We start from the raw sequence: 18,551 nt of genomic DNA, 5'->3' as shown, positions 1-18,551 counted from the left end.
AAGCAATGAAAAATTTTATTAAACAAACAAACAGATATTTCTCGCTCAGCTTGTGCGTAGGTATTCTGCTAGCTTCCTGTACGGATTTGGAGGTAGAGCCAACGGACTCGCTACTAGACGATGGGTTTACAGGCATACAAACCGCTGAAGCGGCTTCAAGTCAAATTACCGCAATGTACAACGATGCATACGGGTATTTTGGCACACAAGCCAACTTATATGCATTGAACGAAGTTACCACAGATGCCCTTTTGGTACCCACTAGAGGTTCCGACTGGGGGGATAATGGTATATGGAGACAAATGCACCAGCATTCTTGGACTCCGGAACACTCCTATATTTTAGGCGTATGGAACGAATGGAACGGTCTTCAATTACAGGCAAGTGAAGTATTGGATTCAAGATCTGCCTCATCTACCGAATCCATCGGACACGCTTCTTTCCTAAGAGCCTTGTCCATGTTCATAATTTTGGACAATTTCGGACAAGTACCTTATAGAGACACAGAAGCTGCTGATCCATTGGCCGATCCGGACGTATTTACCGGGGAAGATGCCATCACATTTATTTTGAGCGATCTGGACACTGCAATTTCTAACCTTCCAGCTTCCTCTGCAGGCGACGATAATTTCAGGGCAACCAAATCAGCCGCTAGATTCCTTAAGGCCAAAGTTCTTTTAAACAGACACATTTACAATGGTTCCGGTTCAGCTGCTTCGGCAGACATGACCGAAGTTATTTCATTAGTGGATGCTATCGAGTCGGACGGATATGAATTGGCTTCTGACTACTTTGATATTTTCATTCCCGGTGGAGATACCGAAACTATCTGGTACGCACAAACATCTGCAGGCACTAGAATTTTCAACACATTGCACTACAACTCAACCGAGTTAGGTGGTGGTGGTTGGAACGGTTTTAGTACACTCGCCGAATTTTATGATTTATTCGAGGGTGATGCCGACAACAACAGAGGTAACAATGATGGAACCTTACTAGATGGTCAAGAAGAGCGTAGAGGTTTTGTGCCGGTAGAAGGCGGTATTGCCTTCGACGGGACTTACGGTAAAGACGAAAATGACGACGGTATTGTTGATGGGTCCAATGTAGGTTTTGGTTTCCTAGTGGGCCAACAGTACGGACCAAATGGTGCCGCTCTAGAGGACAGAGGCGGTGAGCCACTTTCTTTCACAAGAGAGTTTGTTAGTGCAGTTAATGGACAACCAAGTCTTGTGGACAACAATGAGGTAACCGGTATACGTGTGATCAAATACAACCCGAGAGACGGAGAATTTGCCAACCACATAATCTTCTTTAGATATTCCGATGCCTATTTGATGAAGGCTGAGGCCATGTTAAGAAGCGGTGGAGACCCAACTTCTATGGTGAATGAATTAAGAACAGTTAGAGGTGCAGCTCCACTTGGTTCGGTTACAGAACAAGACCTTTTGGACGAAAGAGCACGTGAACTGTACACCGAAGGATGGAGAAGAAACGATTTAATTCGTTTTGGACAATACACTAAGGACTGGGAATTTAAAGAAGCTGGAGCAGTGGGAGACACTAACCGTCAGTTGTTCCCAATTCCGTCAGCACAACTTATTCTAAACCCAAATTTGGTTCAGAATCCAGGGTACTAACAATCCAAAGTTTAAGCTGTTTTATAAATGGAAAGACCACCGCTCGGTGGTCTTTTCTTTTTTAGTGCTACTATTAATCAATTATTAATCCTTCTTTAGAAAAAGATTAATCGATAGCGTGCTGTTTCTTGGCCATGAATTAGTTAATTTACCCCTTTGCTACCGAAAAGAAATGAAAGGACCATTCTATATCATTATAGGCGTTGTACTTACCGTGTTAAGTTGTGGTAGAGATAAGGACAACATTCTTTTTTTACTAAAAAAATCGAGCCATACAGGAATACAGTTCACCAATACCCTTACACAGACTCCGGACCTCAACATATTGAACTACCTTTATTTTTACAATGGCGCAGGTGTAGCTGCCGGCGATTTTAACGGAGACGGTCTGGTCGATCTTTACTTCACCTCTAATCAAGGCCAGGACAAATTATACTTAAATCAAGGCAACCTTGCTTTTAAAGATGTCACCCAAGAATCCAATCTCCGCAATGAGACCGGATGGACCACAGGGGTAACCCATGCAGACATCAACAACGACGGCCTTTTGGACCTTTACATTTGCAAGGTGGGCGATCACGGGATTATCCGAGGTCAAAACTTACTCTTCATAAATCAAGGAAATAACGAAAATGGCATTCCAACCTTTAAAGAGAAATCCAAGGAATATGGATTGAACTTTATAGGGTACTCCACACAGGCGGCATTTTTCGATTATGATCTAGATGGTGATCTGGACATGTACTTAATGAATCATTCCGTAAACCCCAATCGATCCTACGGCAAAGGCAATAAACGTAAAATTGTGGATTCCATGTCCGGGGATGTATTGTTTAGAAATGATGATGGCAAATTTGTGAACGTATCAAAAGAAGCGGGGATTTTTCAAGGCACCATAGGTTATGGCCTGGGACTTGCAGTAAGCGATATCAACAATGATGGTTTTCCGGATATTTATATCGGTAACGATTTTTTTGAGAACGATTATCTCTACATCAATCAAAAAAACGGCACGTTTAAAGAAATTATTTCTGCAGACAATACAAAACTGGGGCATACCACCCACTTTTCCATGGGAAATGACATTGCCGATGTGAACAACGATGGACTTGCCGATATCCTCTCCTTGGACATGTTGCCCGAGGACCTGGAAACCTACAAAACATCTGGATTGGAACATCCCTACCCAGTTTATCAACAATATTTAAAAAATGGATTTGCACCACAGTTTATGCAGAATACACTTCATTTGAATCTGGATGGTGAAAATTTCGGGGAAATAGCCAATTTAAGTGGCATAGATGCCACAGAATGGTCTTGGGGAGCCCTATTTGCGGATTATGATAACGACGGACATAAAGACCTTTTCATATCCAACGGCATACAGGGCGTAACCAACGATATGGATTATATAAGTTACATATCCAATAAAGAGATCCAACAGAATATAGAAAAAGGCCTGTCCGACAAGGACATGAAACTTATAGACCGTTTGCCCAAAAAGAAGGTTCAAAACTATTTTTTTAAAAATGGAGGAAGCGCCAATTTTAAAAATGTAACCGAACTTTGGAGTCCTCCCTCACCCTCTTACAGTAACGGATGTGTGTATGCAGATTTGGATAACGATGGTGACTTGGAAATTATCGTAAACAACGTTAACCAAGAAGCCTTTGTGATGGAAAACACCCTGAAAAACGGGAACTATCTTAAAATCAAATTTAAGGGGAGCAACAAAAATACCTTCGGTATTGGTGCAAAAGTAATTTTGCACAACAAAAATAGGATATCCGTTCAAGAAAATATTGCCACTCGCGGATTTATGTCCGCAAAGGACAATAGCCTAAATTTTGGTATCGGAAACGATACAATAATCGATTCCATTCAAATTGTATGGCCCCAAGGCAAGTTCCAAACATTGTACAAAGTCGATGCCAACCAAGTGCTGACGGTTTCGTATGCCAATGCATCAGGCAACTATTATAAAAATACAGAAACCAAGGGCACATCGGATTATATATCCTCTCCCACTCAACTAAATTTTAAGCACAAAGAATACCCTAGTCTGGATTTTGACCGGAACCCGCTCACACCCTTTGCCTACTCCAACGAAGGTCCGTCCACGGCGGTGGCCGACATAAATAACGATGGTTTGGAAGATCTTTTTATATGTGGGGGAAAAAAACAAGCATCAAAATTATACCTACAGAATCAAACCGGGGCATTCCAAGAATATCAACCAGAACTATTTGAATCGGATGCCATAAACGAGGACACTGACCAGGTATTTGCCGACATTGATGCTGACGGAGACCTAGACCTGATCGTTGTTAGCGGAGGCAACGAATTTACCAATGGCAAGCCACTTCAACCAAGGTTGTACCGGAACATAAAGGGCCAATTCTCCAAAGAGGATAACACATTCAATGAAATTGAAATAAATGCATCTAAAATAGAAGCTGTGGACTTTGATTACGATGGGGATCTAGACCTTTTCATCGCCTCAAATGCAGTACCGACAAAATTTGGTGCAAAAAGCAATCAATTTCTTTTGGAAAATGACGGCAAAGGCAATTTTAGGAATATCACCCCCGAGTTTGCACCCAACTTGTCATCTTTGGGCAACATAAAAGATTTTGTCTGGAAGGACATCGACAAAAACGGCTTCCCAGACCTTATTGTGGCAGGTCACTGGATTCCGATAAGCATATACCTGAACAACGGCAAGCAACTTTTGCCCCAAGCAAATAACGGCCTTGCCCATACGAACGGTTGGTGGAACTGCATTGAACTCGGCGATATGGACAATGATGGTGATTTGGACATCCTTGCCGGTAATTGGGGATTGAACACCAAATTTTCGGCATCGGTCAGCAAACCGATCACACTGTACATAAACGATTTTGATAACAACGGCTCCATAGAAACCGTGGTAACATATTACCATGGTGATCGAGAAACAGCTTTTGCATCCAAGGACGAACTCTCCAAACAAATGCCATTTTTAAACAAAAAATTCCTTTTCTATAAAGATTTTGCAAAGGCCTCTTTGGAAGAGCTGTTCGGTGAAGAAAAGTTACAGCAAGCCACAAAAAGACAGGTGTACATGCTGGGTACTTCCTATTTTGAAAATGATGGCAACAACAGCTTTACGTTGAAGCCCCTGCCACAACTGGTCCAATCTTCCTCCGTGAACGATATCCACTTGGCAAAAAACAATAAAGAAAAGATTAATGAAATATTAATGGTCGGCAATAATTTTGAGATAAGCACCCAACTTGGTAGATTGGATGCTTCGCACGGGTTTTTATTGACGAACAATGAGCAGGGCAATATAACCTGGAAGCAAAGTCTGGGCATTTCCGGTGCTGCCAGAAAAATTAAAAGAATTAATAGAAACGGAAACACTGGATTCATCATTACGATGAACAATGAAGCTCCCATTTTTTTGGTCAAAAATAGCGATAGATGAAACTAAAATATACAACTGCGATTATATTTATATTGGGTCTGGTATCTTGTAACAACAAAAAGAATGACAGTCCCCAAGAAGAACAAAAGATAGAAACCTTATTTACTCTTTTGGAACCCGAGGAAACAGGTATCTCCTTTATCAACAAAGTAGAAAACCAGAAGAACTTCAATATTTTCAAGTATCGGAATTTTTATAATGGTGGAGGTGTGGCCATTGGGGACATAAACAACGATGGCCTACAAGATATTTACCTAACCGGCAACATGGTGTCCAACAGACTTTACCTGAACAAGGGCAACATGCAGTTTGAGGACATCTCGGAAAAAGCTGGTGTTTTGGGCAATAAACCTTGGTCCACCGGAGTGGTAATGGTGGACATAAACAACGATGGGTTAATGGATATTTATGTCTGCAACGCAGGGAATATGGAAGGCAATAACCACGACAACGATCTCTACATCAATAATGGGGATCTAACATTTACCGAAAAAGCACAAGAGTACAATCTTGCCAAAACGGGCTTCACCACACACGCTTCATTTTTTGATTATGACAAGGATGGTGATTTGGATGCCTATATTTTGAACAATAGCAATATCCCAGTGAGTAGTTTAGGGTATGCCGAGCAACGCGAAGTCAGGGCCCAGGATTGGGAAGGTGTTCCGGACATTTTTAAAGGAGTTGGTGATATGTTGTTGAGGAACGATAATGGAAAATTCGTAGATGTAAGCGAAGAGGCAGGCATCTACGGTAGCTTGATCGGTTTTGGCCTTGGTGTAATGGTCACCGATTTCAACGGCGACATGTACCCCGATATTTATGTATCCAACGACTTTTATGAGAGAGACTACCTCTATATTAATCAAAAAAACGGGACATTTTCGGAAGAGATCAAAGATTGGACGTCACATTTAAGCCTTTCCGCAATGGGTATCGATGTAGCCGACATTAATAACGACGGTCTCAACGATATTTTTATTACGGACATGCTACCAGAGGAAGAGTCTCGGGTAAAATCCGTTATGGAGTTTGAAGGGTACAATATTTTTGATTTAAAGAAAAGTAAGGATTTTGGACAACAATACATTCAAAACACCTTACAATTGAACAACGGAAACGGCACGTTCTCGGAAGTGGCGTACTACAGTGGAGTAGATGCCACGGATTGGAGTTGGGCCGGTCTTATGTTCGATATGGACAATGATGGCCTCAAAGATATATTTATAACCAACGGCATTAATCATGATCTTACCGATTTGGACTTTGTGGACTTTTTTGCCAACGAAATCGTTCAAAAAATGGCACTTACGGGCAAAAAAGAGTCGATTGATTCCATCATAAGTAGAATGCCCATAAAACCGCAGCCCAACTATGCGTACAAAAACAATGGGGACATTACCTTTAAAAACGCAAACAAAGATTGGGGATTTGATCTTCCCTCCCGCTCCAATGGGGCCGCATATGCAGATTTGGACAACGATGGGGATTTGGACCTGGTCATAAATAATGTAAACACTCCGGCCTTTGTCTATAAAAACAATACCGATTCTCAATTGGCCCATAACTACATCCAACTAAAGTTTAAGGGACCAAAAAATAACCCCTTTGGCATTGGAACTTTGGCCAAAATCTATTTTGATGGAAATATAATTAACCAGGAATTGATTCCTTCCAGAGGCTTTCAGTCCTCGGTACAGTACGATATGACCTTTGGTCTTGGAAAGACCGAAGCTCTGGATTCCATTAGGGTTATTTGGCCGGACAACCAGACCCAAAAATTTGAAAATACGGAAGCAAATCAAGTATTGACCGTGGATTACACCAATGCAAAGGAAATCTATAGCCTTCCGAAAAATAAAGCTGTAAAATCTTTTCTCAAGGAATTAAGTTCCGATGCGGTCAAGGCACACAAGGAAGATAATTACAACGACTTTGACTACGAAGGATTGATCTCCCACAAAGTATCCCAAGAAGGTCCATCACTGGCCGTTGCCGATGTTAATGGCGATGGCAACGAAGATTTTTATATCGGCGGCGCCAAAGGGCAGCCGGGCACCTTGTACATTCATCAAGGAAACGGCAAGCTTACGGCCAAAAAGGCAACCGCTTTTGAAGAAGACCGGGAGTTCGAGGATGTGGCCGCATCATTTTTTGATGCAGATGGAGATGGAGACCTCGACCTAGTGGTTGGCTCAGGAGGCAACGTAGTCAGTATGGAACGCACTTATAAGGCACGGCTATATGTAAACGATGGAAAAGGAAATTTTTCAAAATCCAAGAACGAACTACCCTCCACATTTAAAAATATTTCCACGATTTCTACTTACGATTACGACAACGATGGTGATGTGGATATTTTTATTGGGTCTCGAAGTGTTGTTGGAGTATACGGCATCTCTCCAGACCACCTGCTTCTCGAAAACATGGGAGATGGCACTTTTAACAATGTTGCGGAACGTTTGGGGTACGACCTAAAAAATGCCGGAATGGTTACCGACTCCAAATGGGAAGATCTAGATGGAGATGGCAAAAAAGACCTAATCGTAACCGCCGAATGGGACACCCCGAAAATCTATAAAAACACAGGTCGAAGATTGACTAAAATGACCACCTCTTTGGACAGTTTGTACGGATGGTGGAACACCGTGGAAACGGCCGATCTAGATGGAGATGGAGACCAAGATCTTATTTTGGGCAATCAGGGTCTGAACCTGCATTACAAACCAACCGAGTATTCGCCAATGAAATTATACATCAACGATTACGATAACAATGGTACCATTGAACAGATTATGACGATCCAAGAAAATGGTGGGGACTATCCAATTCATCAAAAAAGAGAACTTACCGACCAACTACCTTCACTAAAAAAACAAAACCTAAAGGCGTCGGACTATGCACAAAGGACCATTCATCAACTTTTTCCTAAAGAGATCATGGATAAATCGATTGTAAAAAGAGTGGAAACTTCAGCCTCTGTGATCGCAATTAACGAAGGTGGGGGCAAATTCACCATAAAAAAGCTGCCTCCGCGGGTACAACTATCCTGTGTTTGTGATATTATGTGTACCGATGTCAACAATGATGGCAATTTAGATTTGATTATGGCAGGGAACAACTACGAATTTAAACCCCAATTCTCTCGATTGGATGCCAGTCAAGGCAACCTATTGCTGGGGGACGGAAATCTAAACTTTGATTGGCAAGAATATGAGACCAGTGGTTTTAAAATCAGGGAAGAAGTTAAATATCTTAAACAATTCAAAGGTAAAAACGGTAAAATTTATGTGATTGCCGCCATAAACAACAACAAACCTAAGATCTTTGCTGTAAATGAATAGGCTTATATCCATATTGTTTATTTTGGTTGTTCTGGGTTCTTGCAAAAAAGAGGGCAGCCTTTTTAACAACCCGGAGGCACAAAAAACCGGGGTAACATTTACCAATGCCCTGACCCCTACCAACGACCTGAGCATTTTGGACTACCTCTATTTTTATAATGGAGGAGGCGTATCCGTCGGAGATATAAACAACGACGGTCTGCCCGATATTTTCTTTACTGGAAATCAGGTAAAAAACAAACTATTCCTGAACAAGGGCGACCTTAAGTTCGAAGATATTTCCGTCAGTGCGGGAGTAGAAGGCAACAGTTCTTGGAATACCGGGACTACCATGGCCGATGTGAACGGGGACGGGTTTCTGGACATTTATGTATGTGCCGTGGTCGGCATCAATGGATTTAACGGTTTTAACGAGCTGTACATTAATAATGGGGACAATACATTTACCGAAAGTGCGGCCAAATACGGACTGGACTTCGATTCCTACAGTTCTAATGCAGCTTTTTTCGATTATGACCTGGATGGCGACCTGGACCTCTACCTCCTTAACCATGCCGTACATACCCAAAACTCTTTTGGTCGTTTTGATCTAAGGTACGAACGCCGTTACGAAACAGGCGATAAACTTTTACGAAACGACAATGGAACTTTTACCGACGTAAGCGAAGAAGCAGGAATCTACGGAGGAATCAACGGTTATGGCCTTGGATTGGCCATTGCTGACTTTAATCAAGATGGATATCCCGATATTTATGTAGGCAACGATTTTCATGAGGATGACTACTATTACCTCAACAATGGAGATGGCACCTTTACCGAGAGCCTAAAAAAATACTTTGGTCACACCTCAAGGTTTTCCATGGGGAGCGATGTAGCCGATATCAACAACGATGGTAGGCCGGATTTACTTTCTTTGGATATGTTGCCAGAAGACGAAGTGGCCCTAAAATCCTCCGAAGGGGATGATAATATACAAACCCAAAAAATGCGAATAGAACGCTTCGGGTATCATTACCAGTTTACCAGAAATATGTTGTTCGTTAACCAACCCGACGGCAATTTTATGGAAACGGCCTTAATGAGCGGCATTGCAGCGACCGACTGGAGTTGGAGCGCCCTTTTCGGTGATTATGACCTAGATGGCCAGCAGGATGTATTTATTTCCAACGGGATTCCCAAAAGGCCCAACGACCTCGACTTTATCAAGTTTGTCTCCAGTGAACAGATCCAGGGCAAAATGGACAATACCAAGTTAGTGGACCAGCAAGCCTTAGCTTTAATGCCTTCGGGAAATGTTCACAATTATGTGTTCAAAGGAGGTAAAGACCTGTTATTCGACGACATGTCGGACAAATGGATCAACAAAGACACCTTAATTTCCGGAGCAACTGCCGTCGCAGACCTTGATGGTGATGGTGACCTGGATTTGGTAACGAACAACATTAACCAACCCGCCTCCCTTTACATCAATAAAACCAACGGCAAGGGCAATTATATAAAACTAAGGTTCGATTACACCAAAAACAATACTTTTGGAATCGGGACCAAGGTATATTCCTATTCCAAGAACGGACTTCAGTTCAAAGAACTTTTCCCGACCCGTGGGTTTCAGGCATCTTCGGAGCCCATGATTCATTTTGGTTACAAAAATGAAGAGCAAATCGACTCCATAAAAATTATTTGGCCGAACAAAACCTATCAAGTTCTGCCGGATGTACCTGCCAACCAAACCATAACCATCAAACCAGAAAACACCAGACCTTTCGACTATAGATCGTTGCATAAGCCGGTAAAACAATTATTTGAACCTGTAGCCAACACTTTGGGATTGGATTATTACCACGTGGAAGATAACTATACGGACTTTAATAGGGAAAAGCTGATTCCTTACCAAATCTCCGATCGGGGCCCGGCCATGGCGATTGGAGATCTTAACGGCGATGGCAAGCAAGATGTTTTCTTAGGTGGATCCAAGTATAAATCCGCAAAAATTTATATTCAAAAAGACACCTCCTTTATAGATCAAAAGTTTGCCGATCTCCAGAAAGATTCCATTCAAGAAAATATTTCGGCGGCGATTGCCGATTTTAACAATGATGGTGAGAACGATTTAATCGTAAGTTCCGGTGGTGGGGATTTTTTCGGAAAAGCAAGTCCGTTGTTGGATGCATATTACCAGAAAAAGGACACGGTTTTTACATTGATCACCTTGCCGGAAAAATATCAAAATTCATCCGTTGTCCGTCCTTTTGATTTCGATGGGGACGGTGATCTGGATGTTTTCATAGGTGGACATACAATTACAGCGAAATTCGGAGCGCCAGCCAGTTCCTACTTGCTCGAAAATGAAAACGGCATTTTTACGGTGAACACTTCCTTTGAAACCCATTCCAAAGGAATGGTGACCGATGCCATATGGAGTGACTTCGACGGAGACAACATAACCGACCTTATAATTGTTGGAGAATGGATGTCCCCTAAATTCTTGAAAAACCAAAACGGCACGTTCACAGAAATAAAACAGGACAATCTTTCCGGGCTTTGGCAAACTATTGAAGCATTTGACATCGATGTAGATGGAGATATGGATTATCTGCTTGGCAATTGGGGCACCAACTCTAAATTTAAAGCTTCGTCCAAGTATCCGATGAAATTGTTTTTTAACGATTTTGACAAGAATGGCCAGACCGAAACGGTTACGGCAATGCAAAAAAATGGCAACTATTACCCTTTGGAGACTTTGGATGGACTGGCATCTCAAATGGTCTTTCTTAAAAAGAAATATACTACCTATGCTTCTTTTGCCGGGCAAACCATGGAAGACATATTTGGCAAGGAAGCATTGGAGGAAGCCGCCCTATTAGAAGTGAGCACGCTAAAATCGGGATATCTGAGAAATGAAGACGGGAATTTTGTTTTTGTACCCTTTGCCAACCAACTTCAAGTGGCACCAATAATGTCTTTTCTGGTAGACGATTTTGATGGTGACGGCACATCCGAAGTTTTGGTCGGTGGCAATTATTTTGGTGTAAAACCATATCACGGCAGACTGGATTCTTTCCCAGGTGCCCTACTAAAAAGTGAGAACGAAATTATAATGGGCAATCAGTTGGGCTTGGATTTCACCAAAAAATCCATTCGACACCTTCAAACTATTAGTATAAACAACCAAAAATATCTGTTGGCAGTATTCAACAACGATAAACTACAAGTCTATAAAATCAACAAATAAGCAAAAGGCCATGAAAAAAAGAATAAGCATAATCACAGCATTGGTATTGGTTCTGGTATCATGCCAAAAAAAACAGGAACCTATTGAAATTTCTCCAGAGGAGTTCCATGCTTCTGTGGACAAAGTCATCGAGGTCATGATTCATGATATTTTCTCTCCTCCCGTTGCCAGTAGGATTTTTGCCTACCCGAATATTGCCGCTTACGAAATCGTGGCCCTAAAAAATGATTCATATAATTCCTTGGCGGGGCAGGTTACCGGTCTGGAAAGCATTCCAAAACCCGAAAACGAGGAGAACATCAATTACGAAATGGCAGCCTTGGTGGCCCACATGGATTTGAACAAGAGACTTATCTTTTCCGAGGAGAAGATCGAAAGTTTCCGAGACAGCCTTTATACTATTTGGACAGAAAAAAATGAACCTGTTTTTATGGCTTCCAAGCAATACGGCCTGCAAGTAGCCAATTTTATCGGCGAATGGATGGATAAGGACAATTACAAGGAAACCCGTACCATGCCCAAGTTTTCAGTGGATTCAGAGGACCCCTCCAGATGGCAGCCCACCCCCCCGGCCTACATGAACGGTATTGAACCACATTGGGAGAAAATACGTCCCTTTGCCATAGATTCAGCTCAACAATTTAAACCTATACCTCCTCCAGAATTTTCAATGGAAAAAGACTCCGATTTTTACAAAGAGGTGATGGAAGTTTATGAAGTACGCAAAAGTATGATCGGAAAAGGTGATAAATCCGAAGAAATTGCCATTGCACAATTTTGGGATTGCAACCCTTATGTTTCGGTAACCCGGGGACACCTAATGTTCGCAACAAAAAAAATTACACCTGGAGCGCATTGGATCGGCATATCCAAAATTGCTTCCAGAAAAACAAATGCCGACTTTGCCAAAACCGTTTATGCCTATACAAAAACATCTATTGCGATCGCAGATGCCTTTATTAGTTGTTGGGACGAGAAATACAGAAGTAATCTTATCCGTCCGGAAACCGTAATTAACGAGTACATTGACGATAGCTGGGAGCCCGTTCTACAAACTCCCCCATTTCCCGAATACACCAGCGGACACAGTGTAGTTTCCGGTGCTGCGGCCGTTGCCTTAACCGATATTTTTGGTGACGATTTTGCTTTTGATGACGACACCGAAGTAGCCTATGGACTGCCTGTTCGATCGTTTACCTCGTTTAATCAAGCAGCTGACGAGGCTGCATTGAGCCGAATGTACGGTGGTATCCATTACCGTGCAGCCATTGTTGTAGGCATTAAGCAGGGTAGAGATCTTGGAAAATTTGTAGTGGACAAATTGGATATGACCAAAGGTTAATCCCTATTTTTGTTCCTTAGTTATGAGGAAGATCAGTTCAATTATTTTAGCCCTTTTAGTGGGGGTGATTCTGTGGTATCTTTTTTTAAAACCACAGGATTATCAAGTTAATTTCAAGGCAAAGGCCATACCCGGCACCATATTCGAAACTGTTAAGGCTTGGAACCAAGGTTTCGACTCGGTGTCACCCATCCGGTACACGAGCCCCCGCCACTTTGAGCAGACCATTTTTGTGAACGACTCCACTCATGTGTACGAATGGGAGATCGACCCGATTCACGATTCGCTAAGTGCTGTTCAGGTAAATATCAAAGATTTGCACAATTCGTTGAACAATAGGTTGGCTGTTCCCTTTGCCGACACCGATTTTGAAAAAGGGTCACGAAAACTCCTTTTGGACTTTAACGATTTCCTGATCGATCATATAAAGAATTTTACGGTTTCTATCGAAGGAGAAGAGGAAACCTTCTCTTCGTTCTGCGCCTGTGTACAACTAAAAACAACCCCAGAGGACAAAGCCAAGGGTATGATGGCCAATTACAATTTTTTGAACGCCATTCTAATTGAAAAAGAAATAAAGCTAAATGGCCCTCCTTTTGTAGAAGTACTGGATTGGGATTTGGAAAACAATAGTCTATCCTATAACTTTTGTAATCCTATCATACGTTCGGAACGTTTGCCCGACCATCCGGATATTGAGTACAAACGAATCTTTAGCAAAAACGCCATTAAAGCAGTTTATCACGGAAATTACATAACATCCGACCGAGCTTGGTATGCCATTTGGGACTATGCGGAAAAGAATAGTATCCCAATCGAGAAACAGCCTTTGGAAATTTTCTACAACAACCCAAATATGGGAGGAAACGAACTGGAATGGACCACGGAGGTATTTATGCCCATAAAGGAAACCAATGAATAAAATTGTCTTTGCTTTTATTTTGATAGCATTACAGGCCTGTGCACAAAAGTCCTATTTGGCACAATTGGATCCCATGGGCAAGTTTCCATCCAAACTAAAAGAAGTATCGGGTATGGAAATTACCCAAGATGGGGAAATCTGGGTGATAGAGGATAGCGGCAACAAAGACCATGTCTATTTGGTAGATCAAGAGGGTGATATAAAAAAGTCTTTGGAAATAGACCATGCCAAAAATGAGGATTGGGAAGATTTGGCCATGGACAACAATGGCAACCTTTATATCGGGGATTTTGGAAATAATGGAAATGACCGCAAAAACCTGGTGATTTACAAGGTTCCTAAAGACGAAATGGGCAAAAAAGAGCCCAACGCAGAAAAAATCGAGTTTAAGTACCCTGAGCAGAAAGAGTTTCCCCCTAAAAAAGAGAATCTCTATTTTGACACCGAAGGTTTTTTTCACCTGGATGACCACCTCTATATTTTTACCAAAAACAGAACAAGACCGTACTCCGGAAAAACATGGATATATCGTGTACCGGATAAAGAAGGGGACTACAAGGCCGAGTTTTTGGGTGATCTGTTCTTGTGCAGTGATCAGGATCATTGCTCGGTAACCGGGGCGGATATTTCCCCGGATAGCAAAACTATCGCTCTTTTAAGCTATGGTTACATATTCCTGTTGACAGATTTTGATGCTCCCAACTTTACCAATGCATCCATAAAGATAATAGACATCAACACTCCTACACAAACAGAATCGATCTGTTTTGTAGATAATCGCACACTTTTTATTGCCGATGAGCAAAACAACCATGGTGGTCGTAAACTATACAGGTTGGATATCGACTAAAATCCCAACCCCAGGCCAAAGGCAAAACGCACACCATCCGTACTGTTAAAGAGTCCAAAGTTGGCAGATAGGACGTCGGCACCGTTCAAAATAAAACCACCCCCATAGGAATTATGCCATTTTTTGGATTCATCGCCAGGGAACCATACCCGTCCATAATCGAAACCACCATATATACCCGGGGTTACCGGCAACACACCGGTTTTGGTACGCCTAAAACTATAACGCAGGTCGGTACTTTGAACATAGGCCTTTTTTCCCGTAAATCTTTGGAAACGGAAACCACGAAGTCCATTGTTGCCCCCTAAACTTGCTGCTTGATAAAACTCGTAGCCGTCCCCAAGGGTAAAATGCGCGTTAACTTTTGAGGCCAACACAACTCGACCATCTGCGGTAAGTTTATGGTCCATGGAAAAGGAAGGTTTTATGTAACCAAAGGACCTTGAAGAATCGTCCAGATTGGTTTTGAACCCACCTTCCAGGCTAAAAGCCATTCCGATGGTCGGGAAAGCAGTATTGTCCGCATTGGAATAATGGTAAGAGGCATCCGCACCAAAGAAACTTAAATGGCTTTCCTCTCCGTTGGCAATATAGAATTCATTGATAAATCTATCCTCTGTCTCCTCTATTTCGATATTTTCATAAGAAATCCCAAGCTTTACCTTGGATCCATAAAATCCTCGCCACACCAAAGCAGGTGAAAACTGTAATGTTCGGATACGCACCCTGTTGTAGTCCAGCCCCAAAGGTTCATCATCATCATTGTTCACCGATTCGTTGCCAAAACCAAAAAAATTGAGGGTAAAATTAGGGCTTGTAAAACGGGCATCCAATGCCAGGTTGACCTTATTGAACACATGGGCAAATTCCCCGTTATACCCTAGATCAAATCCATTGGTGGCAAAAAAATAGGACGCATTAAAAGTATGTTGTTGCGTAAATGGATTTTTTCTGAATCCATTAAAGGTATAGGTGTTGGTAAGTCCAATTTTTACCCCATCGTCCGGATTAAAACCGATCATGGGGAGCACTTGGTTGTTATTCCCTTTTATATTCAAAAAGTCATAGGTGTTGGTATCATAATCGTTCACTAATTTGATCCTACCGGCATAGGCTTCATCTAGAGTATTTTTCTTAGTTTTAAAATCATACACCGATATCCTTTTGGAGTCTTCGGAGATTTTATAGATGTCGTTGTTCTGTCCCCCTGCAATCCGAACCTTTATTTTGGAGTCGGCTGTTTTAATATTGAATACATCATCATCATCCAAACCATACAACCAGATTTCCTTGGTATATTCTGGGCTGTAGACCTTGCTGAAAAACAAGTCTGTCATCTCTCCACCTTTTATTCTATAGCCCCGCACCTCGACATTCCCATTGGGCATGGATACAATATTAAAATAATCGTCTTTATCCGTTCCCGTCACCACACTGTATTTATTGAGCACGGCAAAATATTCCTTAGCGGTCTCGACCAAGTTTTGCTTTCTGGCCAATAAAATTGACTTGATCTCCGTCAGTGTTTCGTCCCTAACTTCTTCGGGAAAAGCCATAAAGGCATCATCAATAATATCTGCATTGATATTATCTTGGATAAACTTGGCTTGCTCTATCCACATATCCAAGTCGGCTTCGGACAATAATGCCATATCCAAAGCAAATGTTCTTGGTGAGGATGTAAAGCCTTTAACGCTTCGCACTTTTTCGTGAAATCCTTCAAAAATTCGAAGTGCCGGTACAGCTCTAGAGCCAAAATTCATGATAAGACCATCTCCCCAGCGAGAATACACTTGATCACGATCTCTTGGAATGGGTTTATATAATTTATTCCCGTTTTCCTGCTCAAACTCAGCCCAACGCCATTGATCTACGTGCCTGTCCCAGTCTCCCACAAGGATATCGAACAAACGCGCCTTTACATATTCTTTGTGATCGATACTATACTCCTCATCTTCTCGTAATTTATCCATGAGGTCGTATGTGCTTTCTATTTTTTTTGTGTAGCCAAAACTTTTTAGGTTATCGTGATCGTCGGACACATGCTCCTCGATCATATAAAGCTCATCGCCAAATTCTTGGTTATAGTCCCCCAAAACAGATTGTTTGGGCACATAATACAATTTCGGGTTGGTATGGAACATTCCCAGGGCATCGGAAAGTTTACCTATGGTAAAAGGGGCATATGGGTGTGCGCCGGTATATAGGTCCAACAACAACTTTTCTGTGTAGGTATCCTCAAACTGACCTATAATATACTGATCCTGAAAAGCAATGGCCTGCAAATATCTTTCGGCGCTTTTTCTTAGGCCGCGCATTACATATTCCTTTCCTTGCCTATCGGCAAGTCGCAACGAATTGGATTGATTCCCCCCTCCTTTCCTGACCACAGTCAATCCACCAAAAAGCGTATCGAGCCGAACGGTGGGGGCCTTTACCTGTGTGGCATAATATTTTCGATAACGCTCACCCCAAAGCCACTTATGAAACCCACTTTTTTCTATATCCTCGGCCGAATACACCGAAGCCATTTTGTATGCTGGGAACTCATCGGAAAGTTCCACTTTTTTAGTAGATCTATCAGGAGGTAGGACTTGGGTTTCGAACAAAAGCTCGTGACTATCTGCATCGGCACCATAGAACTCGACTTTGGAAGAGCCGTCCGTGAATACTTTAAGAATGGCATATCCATTTCTTCCGGTGGAAAATTTGCTGCCATTCAATAAGCGTGTGGCTCCTGTTTTGGCTCCGGAACCGCTTACAATTTGTGGTTTTCCAAACTCTTTAATGTATTGAAGCGTATGTTCGTGACCAGAAGCAAAAATCACCTTGTCCGAATATTGAGAGAGGGTTACGATTCGTTTTTTCAGTTCGTTGTAACGCCTGTTGGTAATATCTTCTGCCGTGGCCCCGGAAGTTTTTCTCAAAAGATTGATCGCCGGCCCTAAAATGGGCATGGGCACCTTGCCACCATTAGGGTACAGACCTTGTTTAAAGGAATATTGACCACCGTGCGACCCATAAGTGAACATAGGATGGTGCATGGCCACAAGAATGGTTTTATCCCTGTTTTTTTTAATCAAACTTTCAAACTCCTCAAAGAACCGGCCCCTGTTTTTAATCTCGCACTCATCATTCATGGTTGGGTGCTTGTCCCAATTGACCAGGTACCATTCCGTATCGATGGCAATTACCAATAGTTCATCGTTGATTTCTATATCTTCAATGGGGCAGCCGTTCTCCGGTTGAAAGGCTTCATTATCGTCCAGTGCATCCTCCACGTATTCCTCCTCTCTTTTTAGACCCTTCAGCCCATCGCTGTACCAATCGTGGTTTCCAGGAATAAACAAGGTTTTCCCCTTAAAATTATCCAAAGTAGCCAATTGCGCATCCAAATAATGTTTGGAATGTTCATATCCTTCTCGATCTTTATCTTTATCCACAAAACCTGCCGGGTAAATATTGTCCCCTAAAAAAATTGCCGTGCTATTTTTGTCGGCATTGTCCAAAACATCTTTGATTTTTTTTAAGGTGGGGTTGAGCTCTCCCATGGGAGACTTCCCTGCATCTCCTATCAGATAAAAAGTGTGCTCTACTTCTTTATCTTCCCACCCGGTATTGTTGGTAAAAGGCTCGGCATATTTGGTTTGGTACGTTGCACAGCCATACAAAAACACAATTAATAAGCCTATAAAGTAATGTTTCTTCATATCTCACAAGGTTGATTCCAAAATTTTGTAATTTGGATGTCT

The 18,551-nt window shown here is 42.0% G+C and carries 8 protein-coding genes; 7 read left to right on the top strand and 1 reads right to left on the bottom strand.

Annotated features, from left to right (window positions below):
• Positions 1–5: 5 nt before the first annotated feature.
• The 7 genes from ACXAFK_RS03480 (at position 6) to ACXAFK_RS03450 (ending at position 14,799) form a co-directional block, all read left to right on the top strand.
• Positions 6–1,640, top strand: coding sequence for a RagB/SusD family nutrient uptake outer membrane protein (locus ACXAFK_RS03480; RefSeq protein WP_474956813.1), 1,635 nt, complete (start codon positions 6–8; stop codon positions 1,638–1,640).
• 172 nt (positions 1,641–1,812) lie between these two features.
• Positions 1,813–5,109: a VCBS repeat-containing protein gene (locus tag ACXAFK_RS03475; protein WP_474956812.1), complete on the top strand. Its 3,297-nt coding sequence runs from the start codon at positions 1,813–1,815 to the stop codon at positions 5,107–5,109.
• Complete coding sequence (locus ACXAFK_RS03470; RefSeq protein WP_474956811.1) at positions 5,106–8,453, top strand: VCBS repeat-containing protein; 3,348 nt, start codon at positions 5,106–5,108, stop codon at positions 8,451–8,453. The genes ACXAFK_RS03475 and ACXAFK_RS03470 overlap by 4 nt, the downstream gene beginning before the upstream one ends.
• Entirely contained in the window at positions 8,446–11,685 is a 3,240-nt protein-coding gene (locus ACXAFK_RS03465; RefSeq protein ID WP_474956810.1) for a VCBS repeat-containing protein, read from the top strand. The genes ACXAFK_RS03470 and ACXAFK_RS03465 overlap by 8 nt, the downstream gene beginning before the upstream one ends.
• A 10-nt stretch (positions 11,686–11,695) precedes the next feature.
• A complete protein-coding gene (locus tag ACXAFK_RS03460; protein ID WP_474956809.1) occupies positions 11,696–13,027 on the top strand; it encodes a vanadium-dependent haloperoxidase in 1,332 nt (443 codons plus the stop codon).
• 22 nt (positions 13,028–13,049) lie between these two features.
• On the top strand, positions 13,050–13,949 hold the full coding sequence (locus tag ACXAFK_RS03455) for a GyrI-like domain-containing protein (RefSeq protein ID WP_474956808.1): 900 nt from the start codon (positions 13,050–13,052) through the stop codon (positions 13,947–13,949).
• Positions 13,942–14,799: a hypothetical protein gene (locus tag ACXAFK_RS03450; protein WP_474956807.1), complete on the top strand. Its 858-nt coding sequence runs from the start codon at positions 13,942–13,944 to the stop codon at positions 14,797–14,799. Before ACXAFK_RS03455 ends, ACXAFK_RS03450 begins: the two co-directional genes overlap by 8 nt.
• Here ACXAFK_RS03450 and ACXAFK_RS03445 read toward each other — a convergent pair.
• Positions 14,796–18,509, bottom strand: coding sequence for a metallophosphoesterase (locus ACXAFK_RS03445; RefSeq protein ID WP_474956806.1), 3,714 nt, complete (start codon positions 18,507–18,509; stop codon positions 14,796–14,798). The genes ACXAFK_RS03450 and ACXAFK_RS03445 overlap by 4 nt on opposite strands.
• Positions 18,510–18,551 lie beyond the last annotated feature (42 nt).

The organism is Flagellimonas sp. ABD4_174, from assembly GCF_056160185.1.
Note: the sequence above shows the minus strand (reverse complement) of the source record. Positions and strands in the feature narration are given on the sequence as shown.

Excerpts from the sequence above, each read along its gene's own strand:
- ACXAFK_RS03480 (WP_474956813.1), top strand. The coding sequence starts at position 6 with ATGAAAAATTTTATTAAACAAACAAACAGATATTTCTCGCTCAGCTTG.
- ACXAFK_RS03475 (WP_474956812.1), top strand. The coding sequence starts at position 1,813 with ATGAAAGGACCATTCTATATCATTATAGGCGTTGTACTTACCGTGTTA.
- ACXAFK_RS03470 (WP_474956811.1), top strand. The coding sequence starts at position 5,106 with ATGAAACTAAAATATACAACTGCGATTATATTTATATTGGGTCTGGTA.
- ACXAFK_RS03465 (WP_474956810.1), top strand. The coding sequence starts at position 8,446 with ATGAATAGGCTTATATCCATATTGTTTATTTTGGTTGTTCTGGGTTCT.
- ACXAFK_RS03460 (WP_474956809.1), top strand. The coding sequence starts at position 11,696 with ATGAAAAAAAGAATAAGCATAATCACAGCATTGGTATTGGTTCTGGTA.
- ACXAFK_RS03455 (WP_474956808.1), top strand. The coding sequence starts at position 13,050 with ATGAGGAAGATCAGTTCAATTATTTTAGCCCTTTTAGTGGGGGTGATT.
- ACXAFK_RS03450 (WP_474956807.1), top strand. The coding sequence starts at position 13,942 with ATGAATAAAATTGTCTTTGCTTTTATTTTGATAGCATTACAGGCCTGT.
- ACXAFK_RS03445 (WP_474956806.1), bottom strand. The coding sequence starts at position 18,509 with ATGAAGAAACATTACTTTATAGGCTTATTAATTGTGTTTTTGTATGGC.